This window comes from Streptomyces sp. NPDC048566 (assembly GCF_043199735.1).
Classification (GTDB): Bacteria; Actinomycetota; Actinomycetes; order Streptomycetales; family Streptomycetaceae; genus Streptomyces.
On sequence record NZ_JBICWL010000018.1, the window covers coordinates 56,118 to 74,886 of the forward strand.

At 74.4% G+C, this 18,769-nt stretch carries 12 protein-coding genes, 1 other RNA gene and 1 pseudogene; 10 read left to right on the top strand and 4 right to left on the bottom strand.

What is annotated here, in order from left to right:
- Position 1: 1 nt before the first annotated feature.
- Together ACGFS9_RS24165 and ACGFS9_RS24170 are read right to left on the bottom strand one after the other, a co-directional pair.
- The gene (locus ACGFS9_RS24165) at positions 2–1,411 is read right to left on the bottom strand and encodes an ABC transporter substrate-binding protein (protein ID WP_393256067.1); all 1,410 of its coding nucleotides are present in this window, start codon (positions 1,409–1,411) and stop codon (positions 2–4) included.
- A gap of 299 nt (positions 1,412–1,710) precedes the next feature.
- The gene (locus tag ACGFS9_RS24170) at positions 1,711–5,463 is read right to left on the bottom strand and encodes an FHA domain-containing protein (protein WP_393256069.1); all 3,753 of its coding nucleotides are present in this window, start codon (positions 5,461–5,463) and stop codon (positions 1,711–1,713) included.
- 478 nt (positions 5,464–5,941) lie between these two features.
- Between ACGFS9_RS24170 and ACGFS9_RS24175 the strand changes: the two genes are divergently transcribed.
- The 4 genes from ACGFS9_RS24175 (at position 5,942) to ACGFS9_RS24190 (ending at position 11,346) form a co-directional block, all read left to right on the top strand.
- The gene (locus ACGFS9_RS24175) at positions 5,942–7,612 is read left to right on the top strand and encodes a protein kinase (RefSeq protein ID WP_393256070.1); all 1,671 of its coding nucleotides are present in this window, start codon (positions 5,942–5,944) and stop codon (positions 7,610–7,612) included.
- Positions 7,613–7,728: 116 nt separating this feature from the next.
- Entirely contained in the window at positions 7,729–8,985 is a 1,257-nt protein-coding gene (locus ACGFS9_RS24180) for a serine/threonine-protein kinase (RefSeq protein ID WP_393256072.1), read from the top strand.
- Between the two features lie 297 nt (positions 8,986–9,282).
- Positions 9,283–10,389 carry a peptide chain release factor 2 gene (gene prfB, locus ACGFS9_RS24185; RefSeq protein ID WP_393256073.1) on the top strand — a complete coding sequence of 369 codons (1,107 nt, stop codon included), beginning with the start codon at positions 9,283–9,285 and terminating at the stop codon, positions 10,387–10,389.
- A 336-nt stretch (positions 10,390–10,725) separates the two neighbouring features.
- Positions 10,726–11,346, top strand: coding sequence for a hypothetical protein (locus ACGFS9_RS24190; RefSeq protein WP_393256075.1), 621 nt, complete (start codon positions 10,726–10,728; stop codon positions 11,344–11,346).
- A 94-nt stretch (positions 11,347–11,440) separates the two neighbouring features.
- On the opposite strand, the gene ACGFS9_RS24195 is transcribed toward ACGFS9_RS24190, so the two are convergent.
- Positions 11,441–11,632 carry a hypothetical protein gene (locus tag ACGFS9_RS24195; protein WP_393256076.1) on the bottom strand — a complete coding sequence of 64 codons (192 nt, stop codon included), beginning with the start codon at positions 11,630–11,632 and terminating at the stop codon, positions 11,441–11,443.
- Between the two features lie 298 nt (positions 11,633–11,930).
- Between ACGFS9_RS24195 and ftsE the strand changes: the two genes are divergently transcribed.
- The 5 genes from ftsE to ssrA all read left to right on the top strand — a co-directional run bounded on the left by ftsE (position 11,931) and on the right by ssrA (position 15,963).
- Positions 11,931–12,620, top strand: a complete 690-nt coding sequence (gene ftsE / locus ACGFS9_RS24200; protein WP_393256078.1) for a cell division ATP-binding protein FtsE — start codon at positions 11,931–11,933, stop codon at positions 12,618–12,620.
- 33 nt (positions 12,621–12,653) lie between these two features.
- Positions 12,654–13,571 carry a permease-like cell division protein FtsX gene (ftsX, locus tag ACGFS9_RS24205; protein ID WP_393256080.1) on the top strand — a complete coding sequence of 306 codons (918 nt, stop codon included), beginning with the start codon at positions 12,654–12,656 and terminating at the stop codon, positions 13,569–13,571.
- A 68-nt stretch (positions 13,572–13,639) separates the two neighbouring features.
- Positions 13,640–14,803, top strand: a complete 1,164-nt coding sequence (locus ACGFS9_RS24210; protein ID WP_393256082.1) for a S41 family peptidase — start codon at positions 13,640–13,642, stop codon at positions 14,801–14,803.
- 81 nt (positions 14,804–14,884) lie between these two features.
- A complete protein-coding gene (smpB, locus tag ACGFS9_RS24215) occupies positions 14,885–15,418 on the top strand; it encodes an SsrA-binding protein SmpB (protein ID WP_393256083.1) in 534 nt (177 codons plus the stop codon).
- A gap of 156 nt (positions 15,419–15,574) precedes the next feature.
- Positions 15,575–15,963: a transfer-messenger RNA gene (ssrA, locus tag ACGFS9_RS24220) on the top strand.
- Positions 15,964–16,212: 249 nt separating this feature from the next.
- Here the strand turns inward: ssrA and ACGFS9_RS24225 are convergent.
- Positions 16,213–17,522: pseudogene (locus ACGFS9_RS24225) on the bottom strand (MFS transporter).
- Between the two features lie 83 nt (positions 17,523–17,605).
- Here ACGFS9_RS24225 and ACGFS9_RS24230 point away from each other — a divergent pair.
- Positions 17,606–18,616, top strand: a complete 1,011-nt coding sequence (locus ACGFS9_RS24230; RefSeq protein WP_393256085.1) for a LysR family transcriptional regulator — start codon at positions 17,606–17,608, stop codon at positions 18,614–18,616.
- Positions 18,617–18,769: the final 153 nt, after the last annotated feature.

An 18,769-nucleotide genomic window follows, 5' to 3' on the forward strand; every position in this document is an offset into this window, starting at 1 on the left:
ATCAGTCCTTGTAGGCCGCTGCGGCGTCGGCCTCGAGCTTCTTCTGCGCGCCCGCCACGTCCTTGGGGTTCTTCAGGAAGTCCTGGAGGACCTTCCACTCGCCCTTGCCGGGCGTGCCGCCGAAGGACTGCGGGGCCTGGTCGGACATGTCGAACCGGAAGTCGTCGCCGGCCGCGATCAGCGACTTGGCCATCTTCCGCTGGACCGCGTTGGGATAGGCGGACAGGTCCACGCTCTTGTTCGGGGACAGATAGCCGCCGAGCTTCGCCTGGATGGTCGCCGCGTCCGGCGAGGCCAGGAAGGTGGCGAGCGCCTGGGCCCCCTTGGAGTCCTTCAGGATGACGGCGGCGTCACCGCCGCTGACCACCGGCGGCTTGTCGCCGACCGCCGGGAAGGGGAACACCTTCGCGTCCGTGCCGATCTTCGCCTTGGTCTCGGCGATGTTGACGGCCACGAAGTCGCCCTCGTAGACCATGCCCGCCTTCGGCTGCTCGCCGCCGGTGAACGTCTGCGTGACCGACGCCGGGAACTCCGTCTGGAGCGCGCCGTCCGGGCCGCCCGCGATGAGGTTCTTGTTCCCCCACAGCTGGGCGAGGGTGGTCAGCGCGTCCTTCACGGACGGATCGGTCCACTTGATCTCGTGCTGGGCGAGCTGGTCGTACTTCTCCGGGCCCGCCTGGGAGAGGTAGACGTTCTCGAACCAGTCGGTGAGCGTCCAGCCGTCCGCGCCGCCGACCGAGACGGGCGTGACGCCCGAGTCGTAGACGGTCTGCGCGGTGCGCAGGAAGTCCTGCCAGGTGCCCGGCTCCTCGGCCCCAGCGTTCTCGAAGACCTTCGCGTTGTACCAGACCAGCGACTTGTTGGCGGCCTTGTAGTAGACGCCGTACTGCTTGCCGTCGACCGCCCCGAGGTCCTGCCAGCCCTGGGCGTAGTTCTTCGCCAACTGGTCCTGGGCGTCCGGTCCGAGCGGCTTGGCCCACTTCTTGTCCACGGCCTGCTTGATGGCGCCGACCTGGGGGAGCATCGCCACGTCCGGCGGCGCGCCACCGGCGATCTTCGAGCCGAGGAAGTTGATGATCGGGTCCTGCGCCGGGACGAAGGTGACCTTCGCGCCGGTGCGCTTCTGGAACTCCGCCAGCACCTTCTTGAAGTTGGCCTGTTCCGCACCGGTCCACACGGCGGCCACCTCCAGCGTGGTGCCGTCGAGCTTCGGCAGGCTCACGGTGGAGGTCCCGCCGCTCGCGGTGCCCTTGCCGCCGTCGCCGTCCTTGTCCTTGCCATCGTCGCCGCCGCCGCACGCGGTGAGCGTGAGCGCCCCCGCGACGAGGGCGGCCGCCGCGGCCTGTGCGGTCCTGCGGGTGCGGCGCGTGGTGTGACCGGCCGCGGTGCGTGTACGAAGAGTGCTGTGCATCAGTGCCCCGTTCTCCGCTCTGCGTTCCTCGTTGAACGTCCGAACAGCTGTCCCGTGCGCTCCGGTCTACGCCTGGTCGCTCGAGGGCGGCAAGAGCGCCGGTACTGTCAACTGGGCGATCGTGATTGGGTCGTGACGTCGAGTCGGCCGGCTCACCGGTCAAAAGGGCTGTGCCGGACGGCAGTCGGGGCCCGCCGTCGGCACGGCGAGCCGCGGCGGAGCAGCCCGCCCGCGCGGCGCGAGGGCCCCGGCTCCGCGCCGCGAACCCACCACCCCTGAGAGTGTGGTGCCGCCACCCCCTAGAGCAGGGACGGCACTTCGGTGGCGGAGACCGAACGGGCCGCTCGCTCCAGCGCGCTCGCGAGCAGGGCGAGGTCCGTCGGGCCGTTGCCCAGCTCGCGGACCGGGCGGCGGGTCGGCGGGTCGCCCATGCGCTGCCACTCCAGGGGGACCACCGTGGGCCGCAGGGTCGCCGTGCGGGGGATGCGCCCCGTGACCCGGCCCCCCTGGAAGGGGGTCTCCCGGCCGTCCGGGCGCCGCAGCCGCCCGCGTCCGGGGGCGGGTTCCTCCGGTCCCGGTGCCGGCACGTCCAGGGTGACGCGCAGCGCCGCGGACCGGGCGGGCTCCCACCCGGCCGTACGGCCGTCCGCCGCGGACGCGGCGACGAGGTGCACGCCGAGCCGGTCGCCCTCGCGGGCCACCGCCTCCAGGGCCCGCACGACGGAACCGGCCGCCGGCCGGCCCGGCGATCCCAGCGGGGGCGACAGCAGGGCGTCCAGATCGTCGACGACCACGACCAGGCGGGCCGGCGGCGGACTCTGCTCGGCCTGCCGGCGGGCCGCGGCCGGACGCAGCCGCAGCGTCGAGCTGGACGACGAGTCGAGGTCGGCCGCGCCGGAGGAGGCGGCTCCCCCCGGAGCCGGGGCGGGCGACCGCTGGGCGACCAGCCGCCCGGACACCGCCCGCCCGGTGTGCCACTCGCCGAAGCCCAGCCGGCCCAGCAACTCGGACCGGCGCTTCAGCTCGGCGCTCAGCGACTGCGCGAACTCCCGCATGCGCACGGGGTCGTTGGCCGTCAGGTGGGTGGTCACGTGGGGCAGGTCGGTGCAGGCCCGCAGGCCCTCGCCGGAACCGCCCGCGCCGGGACCCCCCGTACCGTCACGGCCCTCCATCAGGACGATGCCGAGCCGGTCGGGCCGCTCGGCGGCGGCGAGGGACGCGGTGACCGAGCGCAGCAGCTCCGTACGACCGCTGCCCGCGGGGCCCTCGACGAGCAGGTGGGGGCCCTCGACGTGGAGGTCGACCACCACGGGTCCGCGCGGGCCCGCGCCGAGCACGGCCCGGGCCCGCCCGCCGAGCGCCTCGGTGTCGTCCCCGGCGTCCGCCCAGCGGGCCATCAGCGAGGCCGGGGTGGCGCGCGCGAGCCCCAGCTCGTCCAGCAGGCGGGCCGTCCGGGGCAGCGGCGCGGACACCCGGGCGGGCCGCTCGCCCTCGCCGTGCCCGGCGTCCGTGCGCAGCGGGGCGAGCGCGCGCGCGAACCGCTCGGCCCAGGCGAGCGAGACCGCGTCCACGACGGCGACGGTGCCGTGGCCGACGGGACCGCGCGGCGGCTGCCCTCCCGGCCCGGCGGTGCCGCCCGCGGGCGGCACCGCGGCACCGGAGGAGCGGGCGCCCCGGCCCGCCGCCGGGTGCGGGATGCCCAGGTGGGTCGCACCGTCGTCCCGGCCGCCCGCCGCCGACGCGGTACGGGTGCGCGCGGGCGCGCCCTGCGGCGCGGCAGCCGGCGGCGTCCCGCCCGGAGCGGACCCGCCGGCGCCGCCGGGCGCGACCCGCAGTAGCCGCAGCGCCGTGGCCACGTCCCCGCTGAGCAGGGCCACCGCCCCGCACGCGCGGAACGCGGGCGCGACGGCGCACGCCGCCTCGTAGGTCTCCGCCACGGGCGACGCGGGGGACGCGGCCGGCGTCTCGGCGAGGCACACCACGTGGACCCCGGCGCGCGCGCCCTCGCGGGCGAGGCGCGTCACGGCCATCCGGACGTCCGCGCCGCCGGGGTCGCCGTCCACGACGAGCACCGTGTACGGGCCGTCGAGGGGCGCGTCGGGGTGATGCCCGGGAGCGGCGCCCGGCCGGCCGGCGGCGGAGTCGCTCCCCGCGTCGGCCCAGGAGGGCCGGTGGGCCGCGCCCCGCGGATTGGTGCCGTCGGCGCGGCCCGTGTCCGCGTGCTCCCCGTTCCGGGCGGCCGGGACGGCGCCGCCCTCGTGGCCGGCGCGGGGCGCCCGGACGCCCGGGCCGTCCTCCGGCTCGGCGAGCCGGTCCTCCAGTCGGCGCAGCAGTTCGTCGGCGCGCGCGGCGGCCTGCTCCCGGTCGTAGGCGAGCAGCAGCCGGCAGTCCTGGCCGTGGGCCGGACGCAGATGGGGCAGCCAGCCGAGCCAGGACCACTCGGTGCAGCGCTCCTGCACCGGACGGGCGCGGTCGGCGCTGATGAGCACGATCTCCAGCGCGTCGGGGGAGTGCAGCGCGGCGAGCTGGGCCACGACCGCGCGGGCGAGCCCCGCCAGCCGGGCCCGCGGCCCGGCCAGGCCCAGCGAGCCGACCTCGCGGAGGCCCGCGGTCACCGGCACGGCGGGCAGCGGGCCCGAACCGTCCGGGGCGGTCCGGTCGGCCGTGCCGAGCCGCACGGCCAGCGCCTCCGGGTGCCCGGGGCCGCGTTCCCAGAGCCGGGGGCCGGGGCCGAGGGCGGTGAGCAGCAGCGTCGCCGGATCGGGCCAGGTCTCCGGTGAGCGGTGCACGGCCGGCGGCAGCGGGTCGCCGGCCGGGAGCGCCCCGTCGTCGTCCGTCTCGTACGGGTCCGCCTCCGGGCCGCCGCGGCTTCCGGCCAGCCGCCGCGCCCAGGCGCCGAGACCGCCCCGCCTGCGCGGCGCCGGGGGAAGGCCGGAGCCTCCCGTCGGTACGCCCGGGTCGCCGCCCGGGTCGCCGTCCGGGGCGGCGGGAGGCCGGGGCGCCGCGGTGCCGGCGTGCCCTTCGGGGCCCTCCGGGCGGGCGGTCCGGTGCGCGGAGCCGCCGCCCGAGGCGGGGTGCGGGCCGGTCTCGGCGGGGGGCGGTCCGCCCTGCTCCGGGACCACCGGAGCCGTCCGCCCGTGTCCCGCGGCGCCGGGGACGGCACCCGCGGAGGCTCCCCATCCGCCGGTGCCGTACGCGTGGTGCGTCTCGTCGGCGGGGGCGGGCGGGCCGGCCCGGAACAGGGCGGCGCTCTCCCCGCGGGCGTGCGGGACCGCCCCGCGCGGCTGCCGCGGGTCCGGGATGCCGCCGGGCGGCAGGAGGGACGGCGCGCCCGCCTCGTCGCGGGGGCCGTGCGCCGTCTCGGGCGCCGCCACCGGCACCCGGACGTGCCCCTCGCCGTCCGGGGCGGTGGGCATCGGCGCCGGCCCGACCGGCGGCGCCAGGCGCAGCGCGGACTCGCCGACGCGCAGCAGCGCGCCCTCGGCGAGGCGGACGGGACGGCTGCCCACGCGGCTGCCGTCCACCGTCGTGCCGTTCGTGGAACCGGTGTCCGCGACCGAGACCCGGCCGTCCGGCGCGACCGTGACCGCGCAGTGCAGGCGGGAGACGTCCGGGTCGTCCAGCGGGACGTCCGCCTCGGCGGAGCGGCCCACGTGGACGCGGCCCTCGTGCAGCAGGTGCACACCGCCCGCGTCGGGCCCCGCGACCACGTGCAGCCGGGCCGCGACGTCGTCCGGGTCCGGTCCCGGCTCCACGGGCGAGCCCAGACCGAGGACCGCGCCGTCGGTCAGCGGCGGCTCGCCCAGGGTGCAGCGCTGGGCGTCGAGCCGCTCCGGCCCCGCGTAGAGCACGATCTGGGCGCCGCCGGGCTCGCGGCCCCGCTCGCCCTGCCCGCCGCTCCCGCCCGCCCCGACCGCCGAGGCCAGCCCCGAGGCGACCGCGGCCAGTGCCGTCCCGGCGGGCGCCGTGACCAGCACGTCGCAGGCCGTGGCCCGCCCCCGCGGCTCCGAGGCCGGGCCCGAGGGGTCTACGACGGTCAGCCGGATCTGCATCGCCGTCCGGGGTCCCTTCCGCGCAGGTGTCCGCGACGGGGACGAGGCTGTGCTGCGGTCCCCCCACCGCAGAAATCCCCCACCGCACGCGGGCACGTCGGCCACTACTGGAGGCATCCTCGCACCTGCCGCCGACAACACGCCCGCCCCCCACCCGCAAGTGATCTTGATTGGTCGGCTCTGCCCGCAAAAGTGCCTGACGGGTGCCCGGCGGGTGTCCGCTTGAGATCGGTCACGTCCGCACCGCGGCAACCGATCGACCGGACAACGCGTCTTTCCATCGAACATGAGCGGGTGACCGCACGTATGCGCCCAGGGGGACGCGCTTATGCGGACCACAGGCGGGCGGGGCACCTATGGGCAAGCACACGACGAGGACACCCCGGTGCCCGGGAAGGCGGCACTACAGTGGGTCGGAAACCTGTACCACGGTGACCACGGTGGACGGGCCGGGAAAGCAAGCAACAGGGAGCATGACGTGCGGCCGGTAGGGAGCAAGTACCTCCTTGAGGAGCCGCTGGGACGCGGCGCCACGGGCACGGTCTGGCGCGCCAGCCAGCGGGAGACCGCGGGAGCCGAGGCGGCCGTCGCCGGCCAGCCCGGCGAGACCGTGGCGATCAAGGTCCTGAAGGAGGAGCTCGCCGGCGACGCCGACATCGTGATGCGCTTCCTGCGCGAGCGGTCGGTGCTGCTGCGCCTGACCCACCCGAACATCGTGCGCGTGCGTGACCTGGTCGTCGAGGGCGACCTGCTCGCGCTCGTCATGGACCTGGTCGAAGGGCCCGACCTGCACCGCTACCTGCGGGAGAACGGGCCGTTCTCCCCGGTCGCCGCCGCCCTGCTGACCGCCCAGGTCGCCGACGCGCTGGCCGCCAGTCACGCCGACGGCGTGGTCCACCGGGACCTCAAGCCGGCGAACGTGCTGCTCAAGCAGGACGCGGGCGGGATGCACCCGATGCTCACCGACTTCGGCATCGCCCGGCTCGCCGACTCGCCGGGCCTCACCCGCACCCACGAGTTCGTCGGCACGCCCGCGTACGTGGCGCCGGAGTCCGCCGAGGGCCGCCCGCAGACGTCCGCCGTCGACATCTACGGCGCGGGCATCCTGCTCTACGAGCTGGTCACCGGCCGCCCGCCGTTCTCCGGCGGCTCCGCGCTCGAAGTGCTGCACCAGCACCTCAGCGCCGAGCCGCGCCGCCCCTCGACCGTCCCGGACCCGCTGTGGACGGTCATCGAGCGCTGCCTGCGCAAGAACCCCGACGAGCGCCCCGCCGCGGAGAACCTCGCGCGCGGCCTGCGCGCCGTCGCCGCGGGCGTCGGCGTGCACGCGACCCCCGCGCAGATCGCCGCAGCGGACGGCGTGGGGGCGCTGCTCGCCCCCGACCCGTCCCCGGCGACCGTCCCGGAGATGCCCGGCGCGGCCGACCCCACCCAGGTCCTCCCGCACAACGCCGGCTCCTACGACCCCTACGGCGCCACCAGCGTGCTGCCGCACACCTCCGGCGACGCCGACCCCACGTCCGTGCTGCCGAACCGCGGCGGGGCCGACCCGACCGCCATGCTGCCGCCGGTGCCGCAGCACCAGCCGGGCGGCCAGGGCGACGACCCGCACCCCTGGCAGAACCAGATGCGAGCGGCCCGCGACCGCAACGAGCAGACGCAGGTCCAGTACCTCGACCCGAACGAGGACCCGCTGCGCCGCCGCCCCCAGCGGCAGGTCGCCCGGCCCCAGCAGCAGCCCCGCCGGCAGAACGAAGGGCAGCCGCAGCAAGGCTACGGCCACCCCCGGCAGCAGGAGCCGCAGCAGTACGCGCCCCGCCACCAGGAGCCCCGGCGCTACGCCCCGGCACCCCAGCAGCAGCCCCGGCCGCAGCGCTACGCCGAACCGCAGCAGCCCGCGCCGCGCCCCCCGCGCGAGCCCCGCCGGCGCAGCGCCAACCCCATGAAGATCCCGGGGCTCGGCTGCCTCAAGGGCTGCCTGTTCACCCTCGTCATCCTGTTCGTGGCCGGCTGGCTGGTGTGGGAGTTCAGCCCGCTCCAGGGCTGGATCGGCAGCACGAAGGGCTACTGGGCCCAGCTCACCGACTGGTTCGACACGGTCAGCGGCTGGGTCGGCGACCTGGGCGGAAGCGGCTCCACGGGCACCTGACGAGCGGCCGACCCTGTGGATTTGTCGACATCCGACGGGTGATTTCCGCCTCGGGAGTGAAGGTTGGCTCCCCGGACGCGTACTTTTAGCGACAACACGCGTCTGTAGGAGCAGTCTTGGCACGCAAGATCGGCAGCCGGTACACCGCGAACCAGATCCTGGGGCGGGGGAGCGCCGGCACGGTGTGGCTGGGCGAGGGGCCCGAGGGCCCCGTCGCCATCAAGCTGCTGCGCGAGGACCTCGCCTCCGACCAGGAGCTCGTGGGGCGCTTCGTGCAGGAGCGCACCGCCCTGCTCGGCCTCGACGACCCGCACGTGGTCGCGGTCCGCGACCTGGTCGTCGACGGCAACGACCTCGCCCTCGTCATGGACCTGGTCCGCGGCACCGACCTGCGCACCCGGCTCGACCGGGAGCGCCGGCTCGCCCCCGAGGCCGCCGTCGCGATCGTCGCCGACGTCGCCGACGGACTCGCCGCCGCGCACGCCGCGGGCGTCGTCCACCGCGACGTCAAGCCCGAGAACGTCCTGCTCGACATGCAGGGCCCGCTCGGACCGGGCGGAGCCCACCCGGCCCTGCTCACCGACTTCGGCGTGGCCAAGCTGATCGACTCCCCGCGCCGCACCCGGGCCACGAAGATCATCGGCACGCCGGACTACCTCGCACCCGAGATCATCGAGGGACTCCCCCCGCGCGCCGCCGTCGACATCTACGCCCTGGCCACCGTGCTGTACGAGCTGCTCGCCGGGTTCACGCCGTTCGGCGGCGGCCACCCCGGCGCCGTGCTGCGCCGGCACGTCACGGAGACCGTCGCCCCGCTGCCCGGCATCCCGGACGAGCTGTGGCAGCTCATGGTGCAGTGCCTGGCCAAGGCGCCCGCGTCCCGGCTGCGCGCCTCCGAACTCGGGGCCCGCCTCCGCGAGCAGCTGCCGCTGCTGGCCGGGATGCCGCCGCTGGACGTGGACTCGCCGGACGCGGAGGACGCGGAGACGGACGAGGAGCGCCGGGACGGCGACCAGGGCGGGGAGCCGCCCGAGCCGGCCGCCGAGCGGGTCCGGCGCCGGGCCGTGCCCCTGGTGACCGGGTCCTCCGCCCCCGACTCGAACCGGGACACGCACACCTCCATGCGGGTGCCCGCGCCCGACGAGCTGGCCGGCGGCGCCCGCGGCACCGCGCGGGTCCCGCGCGCCGCGGGCGCCCCCCGCCCCGGCTCCGCCCGGCACCGCGCGTCCGCCCGCCGCCGGCGGATCACCCTCGGCACGGCGGCGGTCGCCCTCGTCGCCGCGGTCGGGGTCGGCACCTGGCTCGCCGCCTCGGGCGACGACCAGGGCACGAACCCCCAGGACACGAAGAACTCGGCCCCGGCGTCCCCCTGAGCCGCCGGCCCCGCGGCCCCCGTCCCGCCGTCGTTCCCGGCCGGACGCGGCGGTGCCGCCGGCCGACCCCGCTGCGTCCGGCCGGCGCAGGCCCGTCCGCGCCCCGCCGCGAGCGGGCGGCCCCGGCACGGCGGGACGCGGTCCCCGGCCCGCCGTGCCGCGCGGGCGTCCGGCCCGGCGGCCCGGGGGGGCGCGCGGGGCCGCGTGCGGCGGGCGGCACCCCCGCCGGCGCCCCGGCGGCCGGGCCGTCCCGGGGACGAGGGCGGGCCCGGTTGTCGTAGCCGTTACGCTGGAGGCGTGGCAGTCGTCGATGTATCCGAAGAGCTCAAGTCCCTCTCCTCGACCATGGAGTCGATCGAGGCCGTCCTGGACCTCGACAAGCTGAGGGCAGATGTCGCCGTGCTCGAGGAGCAGGCGGCCGCGCCGTCCCTCTGGGACGACCCGGACGAGGCGCAGAAGATCACCAGCAAGCTGAGCCACCTCCAGGCGGAGGTCAGGAAGGCCGAGGCGCTCCGCGGGCGCATCGACGATCTGAGCGTGCTCTTCGAGATGGCCGAGGAGGAGGACGACCCGGACACCCGCGCCGAGGCCGAGAGCGAACTCGCGGCCGTCAGGAAGGCGCTGGACGAGATGGAGGTGCGCACCCTCCTGTCCGGCGAGTACGACTCCCGCGAGGCGGTCGTCACCATCCGCGCCGAGGCCGGCGGCGTCGACGCCTCCGACTTCGCGGAGAAGCTCCAGCGCATGTACCTGCGCTGGGCCGAGCGGCACGGCTACAAGACGGAGCTGTACGAGACCTCGTACGCCGAGGAGGCGGGCATCAAGTCCACCACCTTCGCCGTCCACTCGCCCTACGCCTACGGCACGCTCTCGGTCGAGCAGGGCACGCACCGTCTCGTGCGCATCTCCCCCTTCGACAACCAGGGGCGCCGCCAGACCTCGTTCGCCGGTGTCGAGATCCTCCCCGTGGTGGAGCAGACCGACCACATCGAGATCGACGAGTCCGAGCTGCGCATCGACGTCTACCGCTCGTCCGGCCCGGGCGGCCAGGGCGTCAACACCACGGACTCCGCGGTGCGCCTGACCCACCTGCCCACCGGCATCGTCGTCTCCTGCCAGAACGAGCGCTCGCAGATCCAGAACAAGGCCTCGGCGATGAACGTCCTCCAGGCCAAGCTGCTGGAGCGCCGCCGCCAGGAGGAACAGGCCAAGATGGACGCCCTCAAGGGCGACGGCGGCAACTCCTGGGGCAACCAGATGCGTTCGTACGTGCTGCACCCGTACCAGATGGTCAAGGATCTGCGCACGGAGTTCGAGGTGGGCAACCCCGAGGCCGTGTTCAGTGGCGAGATCGACGGCTTCCTGGAGGCCGGAATTCGCTGGCGCAAGCAGCAGGAGAAGTAACAGCACACGAAGGGTCGGGGTCCGGGGGAGGGTTCTCCACCCGCCCGAGGCCGCTTTATCGACAAGGCAACTGCCGCCCATGAGGCGGCAGTTGCCTTTGTCTGTGGGGATCGTCTGGGTATTGCGTCACAGTCAGATGTCCGCACGGCAGGCAAATGACACCGATACGGACATCGCGTACGCAACGACCTTGACGTTGCTGTGAAAACTGGGAAGGGTGACGCGTGGCATGCGTATGTGCGGGGCGCATGTGAACCGGGGGTCGGACCAGACGCCTGTGACGCCGTGGCCCCGAGCGCTGCTCCATTGACGATCAGCTACTGGGGGTAGCAGCAGATGACCAAGAAGACGCGGATCCGCGTGGCGCGGATAGCCGCCGGCGCGGTGATGGCCGCCGGTGCTTCGCTCACCGCCGCGGGTGCCGCTTCGGCGCTCGACCTCAATGTCGGCCTCAGCGCGACCACCGCCGACGACCCGGAGCCCACGCCGACGGGCACGGGCATCCCGGACAGCCCCGAGCCGACGGACCCCGAGACGACGGACCCGGCGCCGACGGACCCCGAGACGACGGACCCGGCGCCGACGGACCCCGAGACGACAGACCCGGCGCCGACGGACCCCGAGACGACGGACCCGGCGCCCACCGCGTCCGACCCGACCGAGGAGCCCACCGAGGACCCGACCGAGACCAGCGGTACGGGCACCGGCGGTACGGGCACCGGCGGCAACGATGCCGACCCCAACGGCGGCTCCTCCGCCCAGGACGAGGGCACCTCCGCCCTCACCGACACCGGCTCGGACACCGTCCCGCAGGGCAAGAACGACGGCGAGCTGGCCGAGACCGGCGCCGGCCAGACGACGTTCCTGCTCATCGGCGCCGCCACCATGATCGCCGGCGGCATCGGCTTCCGGCTGCTCCCGCGCCTCGCGGCCGGCCGCGGCACCACCGCCGCCTGACGCACACGCGCACCACGAAGGGCCCGGAGCGCAACGCTCCGGGCCCTTCGTCCTGTCCGGGCGGGGGGGGCGGGGTCCGGCGCCCCCGAGGGGGTCACACGGTCTGGTGCGCCACCAGCGCCAGCGCGGCGACCAGCACCGCGAGCAGCGCGATCAGGGCCATCGGGTTCATGCCCGCGAACGGGCTCTCCTGCTGGAGCCGCTCGCGGTTCGCGCGGCAGACGGGGCAGCGGCCCTCGCTGACGGGCGCCGCGCAGTTAGCGCACACCAATCGGTCGTACGTCATGCGCCGGCCCTCCTTGCGCTGGCTGTGCGCCCGCAGCTCCCACGTGCGCGTCGCTCTCTTAACGCTGCGGGGAACGTGACCGTTCCCCTTCCACTGTGCCAGGTTCCGCGGATTTCGGCGCGGTCCGCCTTATCCTGCCCCGCCGACCGCCTCTTCGCGGGAAAGAACCCCGGGGATTCGGACCTCAGATCCGTGACAAAACGCGCAAGCCGCGCGCAACCCCGTACGCCGACTGCGCTCGCTCTCCCGGTTCGCGTAGTGTCACGCTCACCTACCCCCGGCGACCCGTGGTGCATCCGTGATCCGATTCGACAACGTCTCCAAGGTCTACCCCAAGCAGACCCGCCCCGCCCTCAGGGATGTCTCCCTGGAGGTCGAGCGCGGAGAATTCGTGTTCCTCGTGGGCTCCTCCGGCTCCGGAAAGTCCACCTTCCTGCGGCTGATCCTCCGCGAGGAGCGGTGCAGCCACGGTCAGGTGCACGTCCTGGGCAAGGACCTCGCGCGCATCTCCAACTGGAAGGTGCCGCAGATGCGCCGCCAGCTGGGGACCGTCTTCCAGGACTTCCGCCTGCTGCCCAACAAGACGGTCGCCGAGAACGTGGCCTTCGCCCAGGAGGTCATCGGCAAGTCCCGCGGCGAGATCCGCAAGTCCGTGCCCCAGGTGCTCGACCTCGTCGGCCTCGGCGGCAAGGAGGACCGGATGCCGGGCGAGCTGTCCGGCGGCGAGCAGCAGCGCGTCGCCATCGCGCGGGCCTTCGTGAACCGGCCCAAGCTCCTCATCGCCGACGAGCCGACCGGAAACCTCGACCCGCAGACCTCCGTCGGCATCATGAAGCTGCTCGACCGGATCAACCGGACGGGCACCACCGTGGTGATGGCGACCCACGACCAGAACATCGTGGACCAGATGCGCAAGCGCGTCATCGAGCTGGAGCAGGGCAGCCTCGTCCGCGACCAGGCGCGCGGCGTCTACGGCTACCAGCACTGATCACCGACCACGGAAAGGTCTGAGGAAGACGCCATGCGCGCGCAGTTCGTTCTGTCGGAGATCGGTGTCGGTCTCCGCCGCAACCTGACCATGACCTTCGCGGTCGTCGTCTCGGTCGCCCTCTCGCTCGCCCTGTTCGGCGGGTCGCTCCTGATGAGCGACCAGGTGAACACCATGAAGGGCTACTGGTACGACAAGGTCAACGTCTCGATCTTCCTCTGCAACAAGAGCGACGCCGAGTCCGACCCCAACTGCGCCAAGGGCGCGGTGACCGCCGACCAGAAGAAGCAGATCCAGGCCGACCTGAGCAAGATGACGGTCGTCCAGAAGGTCTCGTACGAGTCCTCGGACCAGGCGTACAAGCACTACAAGGAGCAGTTCGGCGACTCGCCGCTGGCCAGCAGCCTCACGCCGGACCAGATGCAGGAGTCCTACCGGATCAAGCTGAGGGACCCGGAGAAGTACCAGGTCATCGCGACCGCCTTCGACGGCCGCGACGGCGTGCAGTCCGTGCAGGACCAGAAGGGCATCCTGGACAACCTGTTCGGCCTGCTCAACGGCATGAACTGGGCCGCGCGCGCGGTGATGGCGATGATGCTCGTCGTCGCACTGATGCTGATCGTCAACACCGTCCGCGTGTCGGCGTTCAGCCGGCGCCGCGAGACGGGCATCATGCGGCTCGTCGGCGCCTCCGGCTTCTACATCCAGGCGCCGTTCATCATGGAGGCCGCGGTCGCCGGACTCATCGGCGGCGGTGTCGCCTGCGGCTTCCTGCTGGTCGCGCGGTACTTCATCATCGACCACGGGCTCGCGCTGTCCGAGAAGCTGAACCTGATCAACTTCATCGGCTGGGACGCGGTGTTGACCAAGCTGCCGCTCATCCTCGCGACGAGTCTGCTGATGCCGGCGTTGGCCGCCTTCTTCGCGTTGCGCAAGTACCTGAAGGTGTGACACATGCCAAGGGGGGCCGTACCGTCAAGCGACGGTACGGCCCTTCCCCTTGTCCTAGACTCACCGGCATGTCAGGCCGTGACCCGTTCTGCGAACCCCGCCGCTTGTGCCGCGGGGCCGCCCTGACGTTGCTGTTCGCGAGCGTCCTGGTGGCCGGGGCGGCGACCGGGTCGTTCTCCGACGACACGGCACCCGGCACCGCGGCCCGCACCCCGCGCCCCGCGGGTCACGAGGAGAGCGTCGCCCGGGCCGCCGCGGACGCCATGGCCGACGGCAAGTCCCCCACGGAGGCCGCCGAACGCGCGGTCAGCCGCAGCGGCGACCGCTGGGGCGCGGTCTACTCCCCGGGCGAGTTCGAGGAGTTCGAGCAGGCACTCGACGGCCGGTACACCGGTGTCGGCCTGTGGGCGCGCCGGGAGCGCGACGGGCGGATCGAGGTCACCCGGGTCGCGTCCGGCTCGCCCGCCGCCGCGGCCGGCATCCACGAGGGCGACCGGCTGCGCTCCGTCGACGGCGCTCGCGTCGACGGCCGTCCCGTCACCGAGGTCCTGGCGTTACTGCGCGGCCGGTCCGAGGACGCCGACGCCGGCAGCAAGGTCGACCTCGGCCTGGAGCGCGGTACGCGCAGCTGGAGCCGCACCCTGCGCCGGGCCAGCCTCTCCACCGACTCCGTGACCGTCGGTAGACTCCCCGGCGACGCCACCGTGATCACGGTCGGGGCCTTCACCAAGGGCGTGGGCCACGCCGTGCGCACCGCCGTCGACCGGGCTCCCCGGGGCGGCGGCATCGTCCTCGACCTGCGCGGCAACTCCGGCGGGCTGGTCGCCGAGGCGGTCACCGCCGCCTCCGCCTTCCTCGACGGTGGGCTCGTCGCGACCTACGACGTGAACGGCGAACAGCGCGCCCTGCACGCCGCGTCCGGGGGCGACACCGCCCGACCCCTGGTCGCCCTGGTCGACGGCGGCACGATGAGCGCCGCCGAACTGCTCACCGGCGCCCTCCAGGACCGCGGCCGAGCCGTCGTCGTCGGCTCCCGGACCTTCGGCAAGGGCTCGGTCCAGATGCCGAGCCGGCTGCCCGACGGCTCCGTCGCCGAGCTGACCGTCGGCCACTACCGGACCCCGGCGGGCCGCTCCGTCGACGGCCGGGGCATCACCCCCGACCTGGAGGCGGACAAGCAGCCGCTGGAGCGCGCCGAGACCGTGCTGAGCGGTCTGGGCGACGCGTCCTGACCCGCCGCGGGGCCGCTGCGTAATCGGCTTTCCCCCGGGGCCCCCGGTAGTGCGAAAATGGCCAGCACTATGAGCAAGGGAATGTACGTACCGAAGGAGTCCCAGCCCAAGCAGGGCGGCCAGGCCTCCGGCAAGGCCAAGGACGGCAAGCGCAAGATCGTCGCGCAGAACAAGAAGGCGCGGCACGACTACGCGATCATCGACACCTACGAGGCCGGGCTCGTCCTGACCGGCACCGAGGTGAAGTCGCTGCGCCAGGGGCGTGCCTCGCTGGCGGACGGCTTCGTCCAGATCGACGGGAACGAGGCGTGGCTGCACAACGCCCACATCCCCGAGTACAGCCAGGGCACCTGGACGAACCACACCGTCCGCCGCAAGCGCAAGCTCCTGCTGCACCGCGAGGAGATCGACAAGCTGGAGGCGAAGACCCAGGAGACGGGCCACACCATCGTGCCCCTCGCCCTGTACTTCAAGGACGGCCGGGCCAAGGCGGAGATCGCGCTCGCCCGGGGAAAGAAGGAGTACGACAAGCGGCAGACGCTGCGGGAGAAGCAGGACCGGCGCGAGTCCGACCGGGCGATCGCGGCGGCCAAGCGGAGGCAGCGCGGCGTGTGACCGCGGGCCCGCGGGAATGGGCTGGCACCGTCGTGCGTTGGTCACGTACGATGGCATGGCACCTCACAGCGGGTGCGGGTTCCTCCCCGGAGGGGCCGCGCGTCACCGGGTGGTCGATTGAGGCGACATCCGGAGGCGCACTTGAAAAATCAACATGGGGATGATCGGTTTCGACAGCGGCTGTTGAAGCAGGGGAAGCGTGTCGAGGAAGCGGCAATGATCTCGTAAACCATATGTCGCAACAAATAATCGCCAATTCCAAGAGCGATTCCCAGTCCTTCGCCCTCGCTGCCTGATAAGCAGTGAGTGAAGGACCCTTAATGGGTGTCAGCCCGGGGGTGTTCCCGACCCGGACCCTGGCATAATCTAGGGAACTAAACCATCGAGCCCGGTCACGGGGTTCGCTGGGAAATCAAACAGTGACTGAGCCCGTCGGCGACTTGTTCGCGTGATCGCCGGGGCTGAGAAAATCACAGCGAACTGCACACGGAGAAGCCCTGATTTTGCACCGTTGGACGCGGGTTCGATTCCCGCCATCTCCACTCATCCCATGTGGGCACGGGCCCCGTCGCTTCCGAGCGGCGGGGCCCGCGTCATGCCGCCCTGCCGTCGGGCACCCGCCTCCCGTCCGCGCGGCCCCGGGGCCCGCCGCCGGCACAGGGCGGGACACGCCCGCGTCCGCCGCGCGGTTCGCGGCGAGGCGGCGTCCCCCTCCCACTGCGTCCGGCGGCCCGCGCCCACGGCGGGTCCGCCGTCCCCGTGTGCTTCCCCGCCGGCGCGGCGGGCCGCACAGATCACCGGCGGGCGCCCCGCGCGGCGCGGCCCGGCGCCGGTACCCGCTGCGGTTCCGGCGCCCGCCCCGGACGGACCGCGCACCGCGGCGGGCCGGCCGGCCCGCCGGTCCCACCCGGCTCGGCGGTTCGCGCGGCCACGGCGGCGACCACGAACGCCAGCGTCGCCGCCAGCACCGGCACCGCGTAGCCCGCCTCGGGCGACACGTGCTCCACCGCCCACCCGCCGACCGCCGACCCCGCCGCGATCCCGCCCAGCAGACCGGTCACCGCCAGGGTCATCCCCTCGTTCAACCGGCCCTCGGGGGTGCGCCGCTGGACCAGGGCCATCCCCGTCACCATCGCCGGCGCCGTCGCCATGCCCGCCACCAGCAGGGCGACCGCGAGCGGGGGCAGCGCACCGCCGAGCGAGGCGGCGAGCAGCGGCAGCGTCAGCAGGACGGCCAGCGCGGCGAGGCAGTGCGCGAACCGCCGCCCGGCACGCGGCCCGGCCCCGGCCCGCCCCACCGCGCCGTACAGCAGTCCCGCCGCGCACGAGCCGGCCGCCTGGAGCGCGAGCACCGCCCCCGCGGCGGAGCGGTGTCCCCGCGCGTCCGCGAACGCGATCGTCACCACCTCCATCGCACCGAACACCGCGCCCGTCGCGCAGAAGGCGAGCAGCAGCGCGGGCATCCCCGGCGCGAGCGAGGGCGAGGCGCCGGCGGTCCGCGGCCGGGCCGGCGGCTGGGTCGCCCGCTGCGCGGTGAACAGCAGCGTGCCCGTCATCAGCAGGAACGCCCCCACGAGCAGGCCGGCCTCCGGGAACAGCGTGCCGGACAGGAAGGCGGCGAGCACCGGCCCCAGCATGAAGCACAGCTCGTCCGCCGCCTGTTCGAGGGAGTTCGCCGTGTGCAGCGCCGCCGCGTCGCCGCCGAGCAGGTGGGCCCAGCGAGCCCGGGACATGCCGCCGGCTTGGGCGTCGTGGCGGTCGCGGCGTAGGCGGCGAAGAGGGTCCAGTCCGGTGACCCGCACCGCACGCACAGCGCGAGCCCGGCCGAGCCGAGCAGCGCGACCGCCGTCGCGGGCACCGCGACCCGCGCCTGCCCGTAGCGGTCGACGAGCCGCGCCGTCCACGGAGCGACCACCGCCGTCCCCGCCAGCCCGGTCGCGGTGACGGCGCCGGCCAGGGCGTACGAGCCCCGCGTGCCCGCGATCGCGACCACCGCGCTCACGCTGAACATGCCCATGGGCAGCCGGGCGACCAGACCGCCGAGCAGGAAGCCGAGCGCGCCCGGGCGCGCGAACAGCGCCCGGTAGGGGGAGAGGGGTGACATGGGCCCACCGTCGCCCGGTGCACCGCACGCGGTCCAACACCTGTTCGGCCGTGATCGACGCACCCGCGTTGTAAGTTCGCGTGATGCCCGGTCATCCCCCGCCCTCCGCTCCCGGCCCCCTCCCCGGACACCTGGAACCGCGCCTGCTGCGCGCCTTCGTCGCCGTCGCCGAGGACCTGCACTTCACCCGCGCCGCCGCCCGGCTGTACGTCGCCCAGCAGGCCCTGAGCCGCGACATCCGCCGGCTGGAGCGGGAGTTGGGCGCCGACCTGTTCGTCCGGACCACCCGGCGGGTCGAGCCGACCGCCGACGGCGAGCGGCTGCTGCCGTACGCGCGACGGTTCCTCCAGGCGCACGACGCGCTCCTCGACGCCTTCGCCCGGCCGGGCGGCACCGAGCGGCCGCTGCTCGTCGACGTCAACAGCCCGGGGCTCGTCGGGGACCGCGTCCTCGAACGGGCCCGCCGGCTCGCCCCGGACAGCGAACTGATGGCCCGCTACGAGAGCGGGCTCACCGGCGCCGCCGCGGAACTGCTCGCCGGGCGGCTGGACGCCTCCTTCGGCCGGTTCGCCGGACTCGACCCGGCCGTGCGGGCCCGGCTGGAGCAGCGCCTCGTGCGGTACGAGCCGATGGCCGTCGTCCTGCCCGAGGGCCACCCGCTCGCGGAACGGGAGGAGCTGCCGCTGGCGGCGCTCGCCGGCGAGACCGTGTACGCGGGGGCGGGCAACCCCCGCACCCTGGAGTGGACCGACCTGGCGCGCCACCTGTTCGAGGACCGGGGCATCCGCCTCGCGCCGCCCGCACCGGTGGCGGTCGGACCCGAGGAGTTCCGGCGGGTGATGGCGAAGACGCGCGTACCGGTGCTCGCCGTCACGGGTTTCCCGGCCCCGGCCGGAACCGTGCTCAGAGCGCTGGTCGACCCCGTGCCGCTGTCACCGGTGTCCCTGGTGTGGCGCAGGGGACTGACCCACCCCGGGATCGAGGCCCTCACGTGTGCCGCAGCCGAACTTGCGGGCGAGGAAGGATGGCTCACCCATCACCGGGAAGGGTGGGTTCCGCCCGGCGAATCACTCGTTCTGATGACCCATGCATGAGACATCGCCCCACGCGCCCCGGACGGCGCTACCTTCTTGGCTCCGGGCGCAGTGTGATATTTGGGGCGCTTTTGATCGGGTGGGGGCCCGGTCCGGACGACGATGCGATGGAAGGCCCGGAGTCGTCGCGTCCCTGTGATCAGTCCCGTGGGG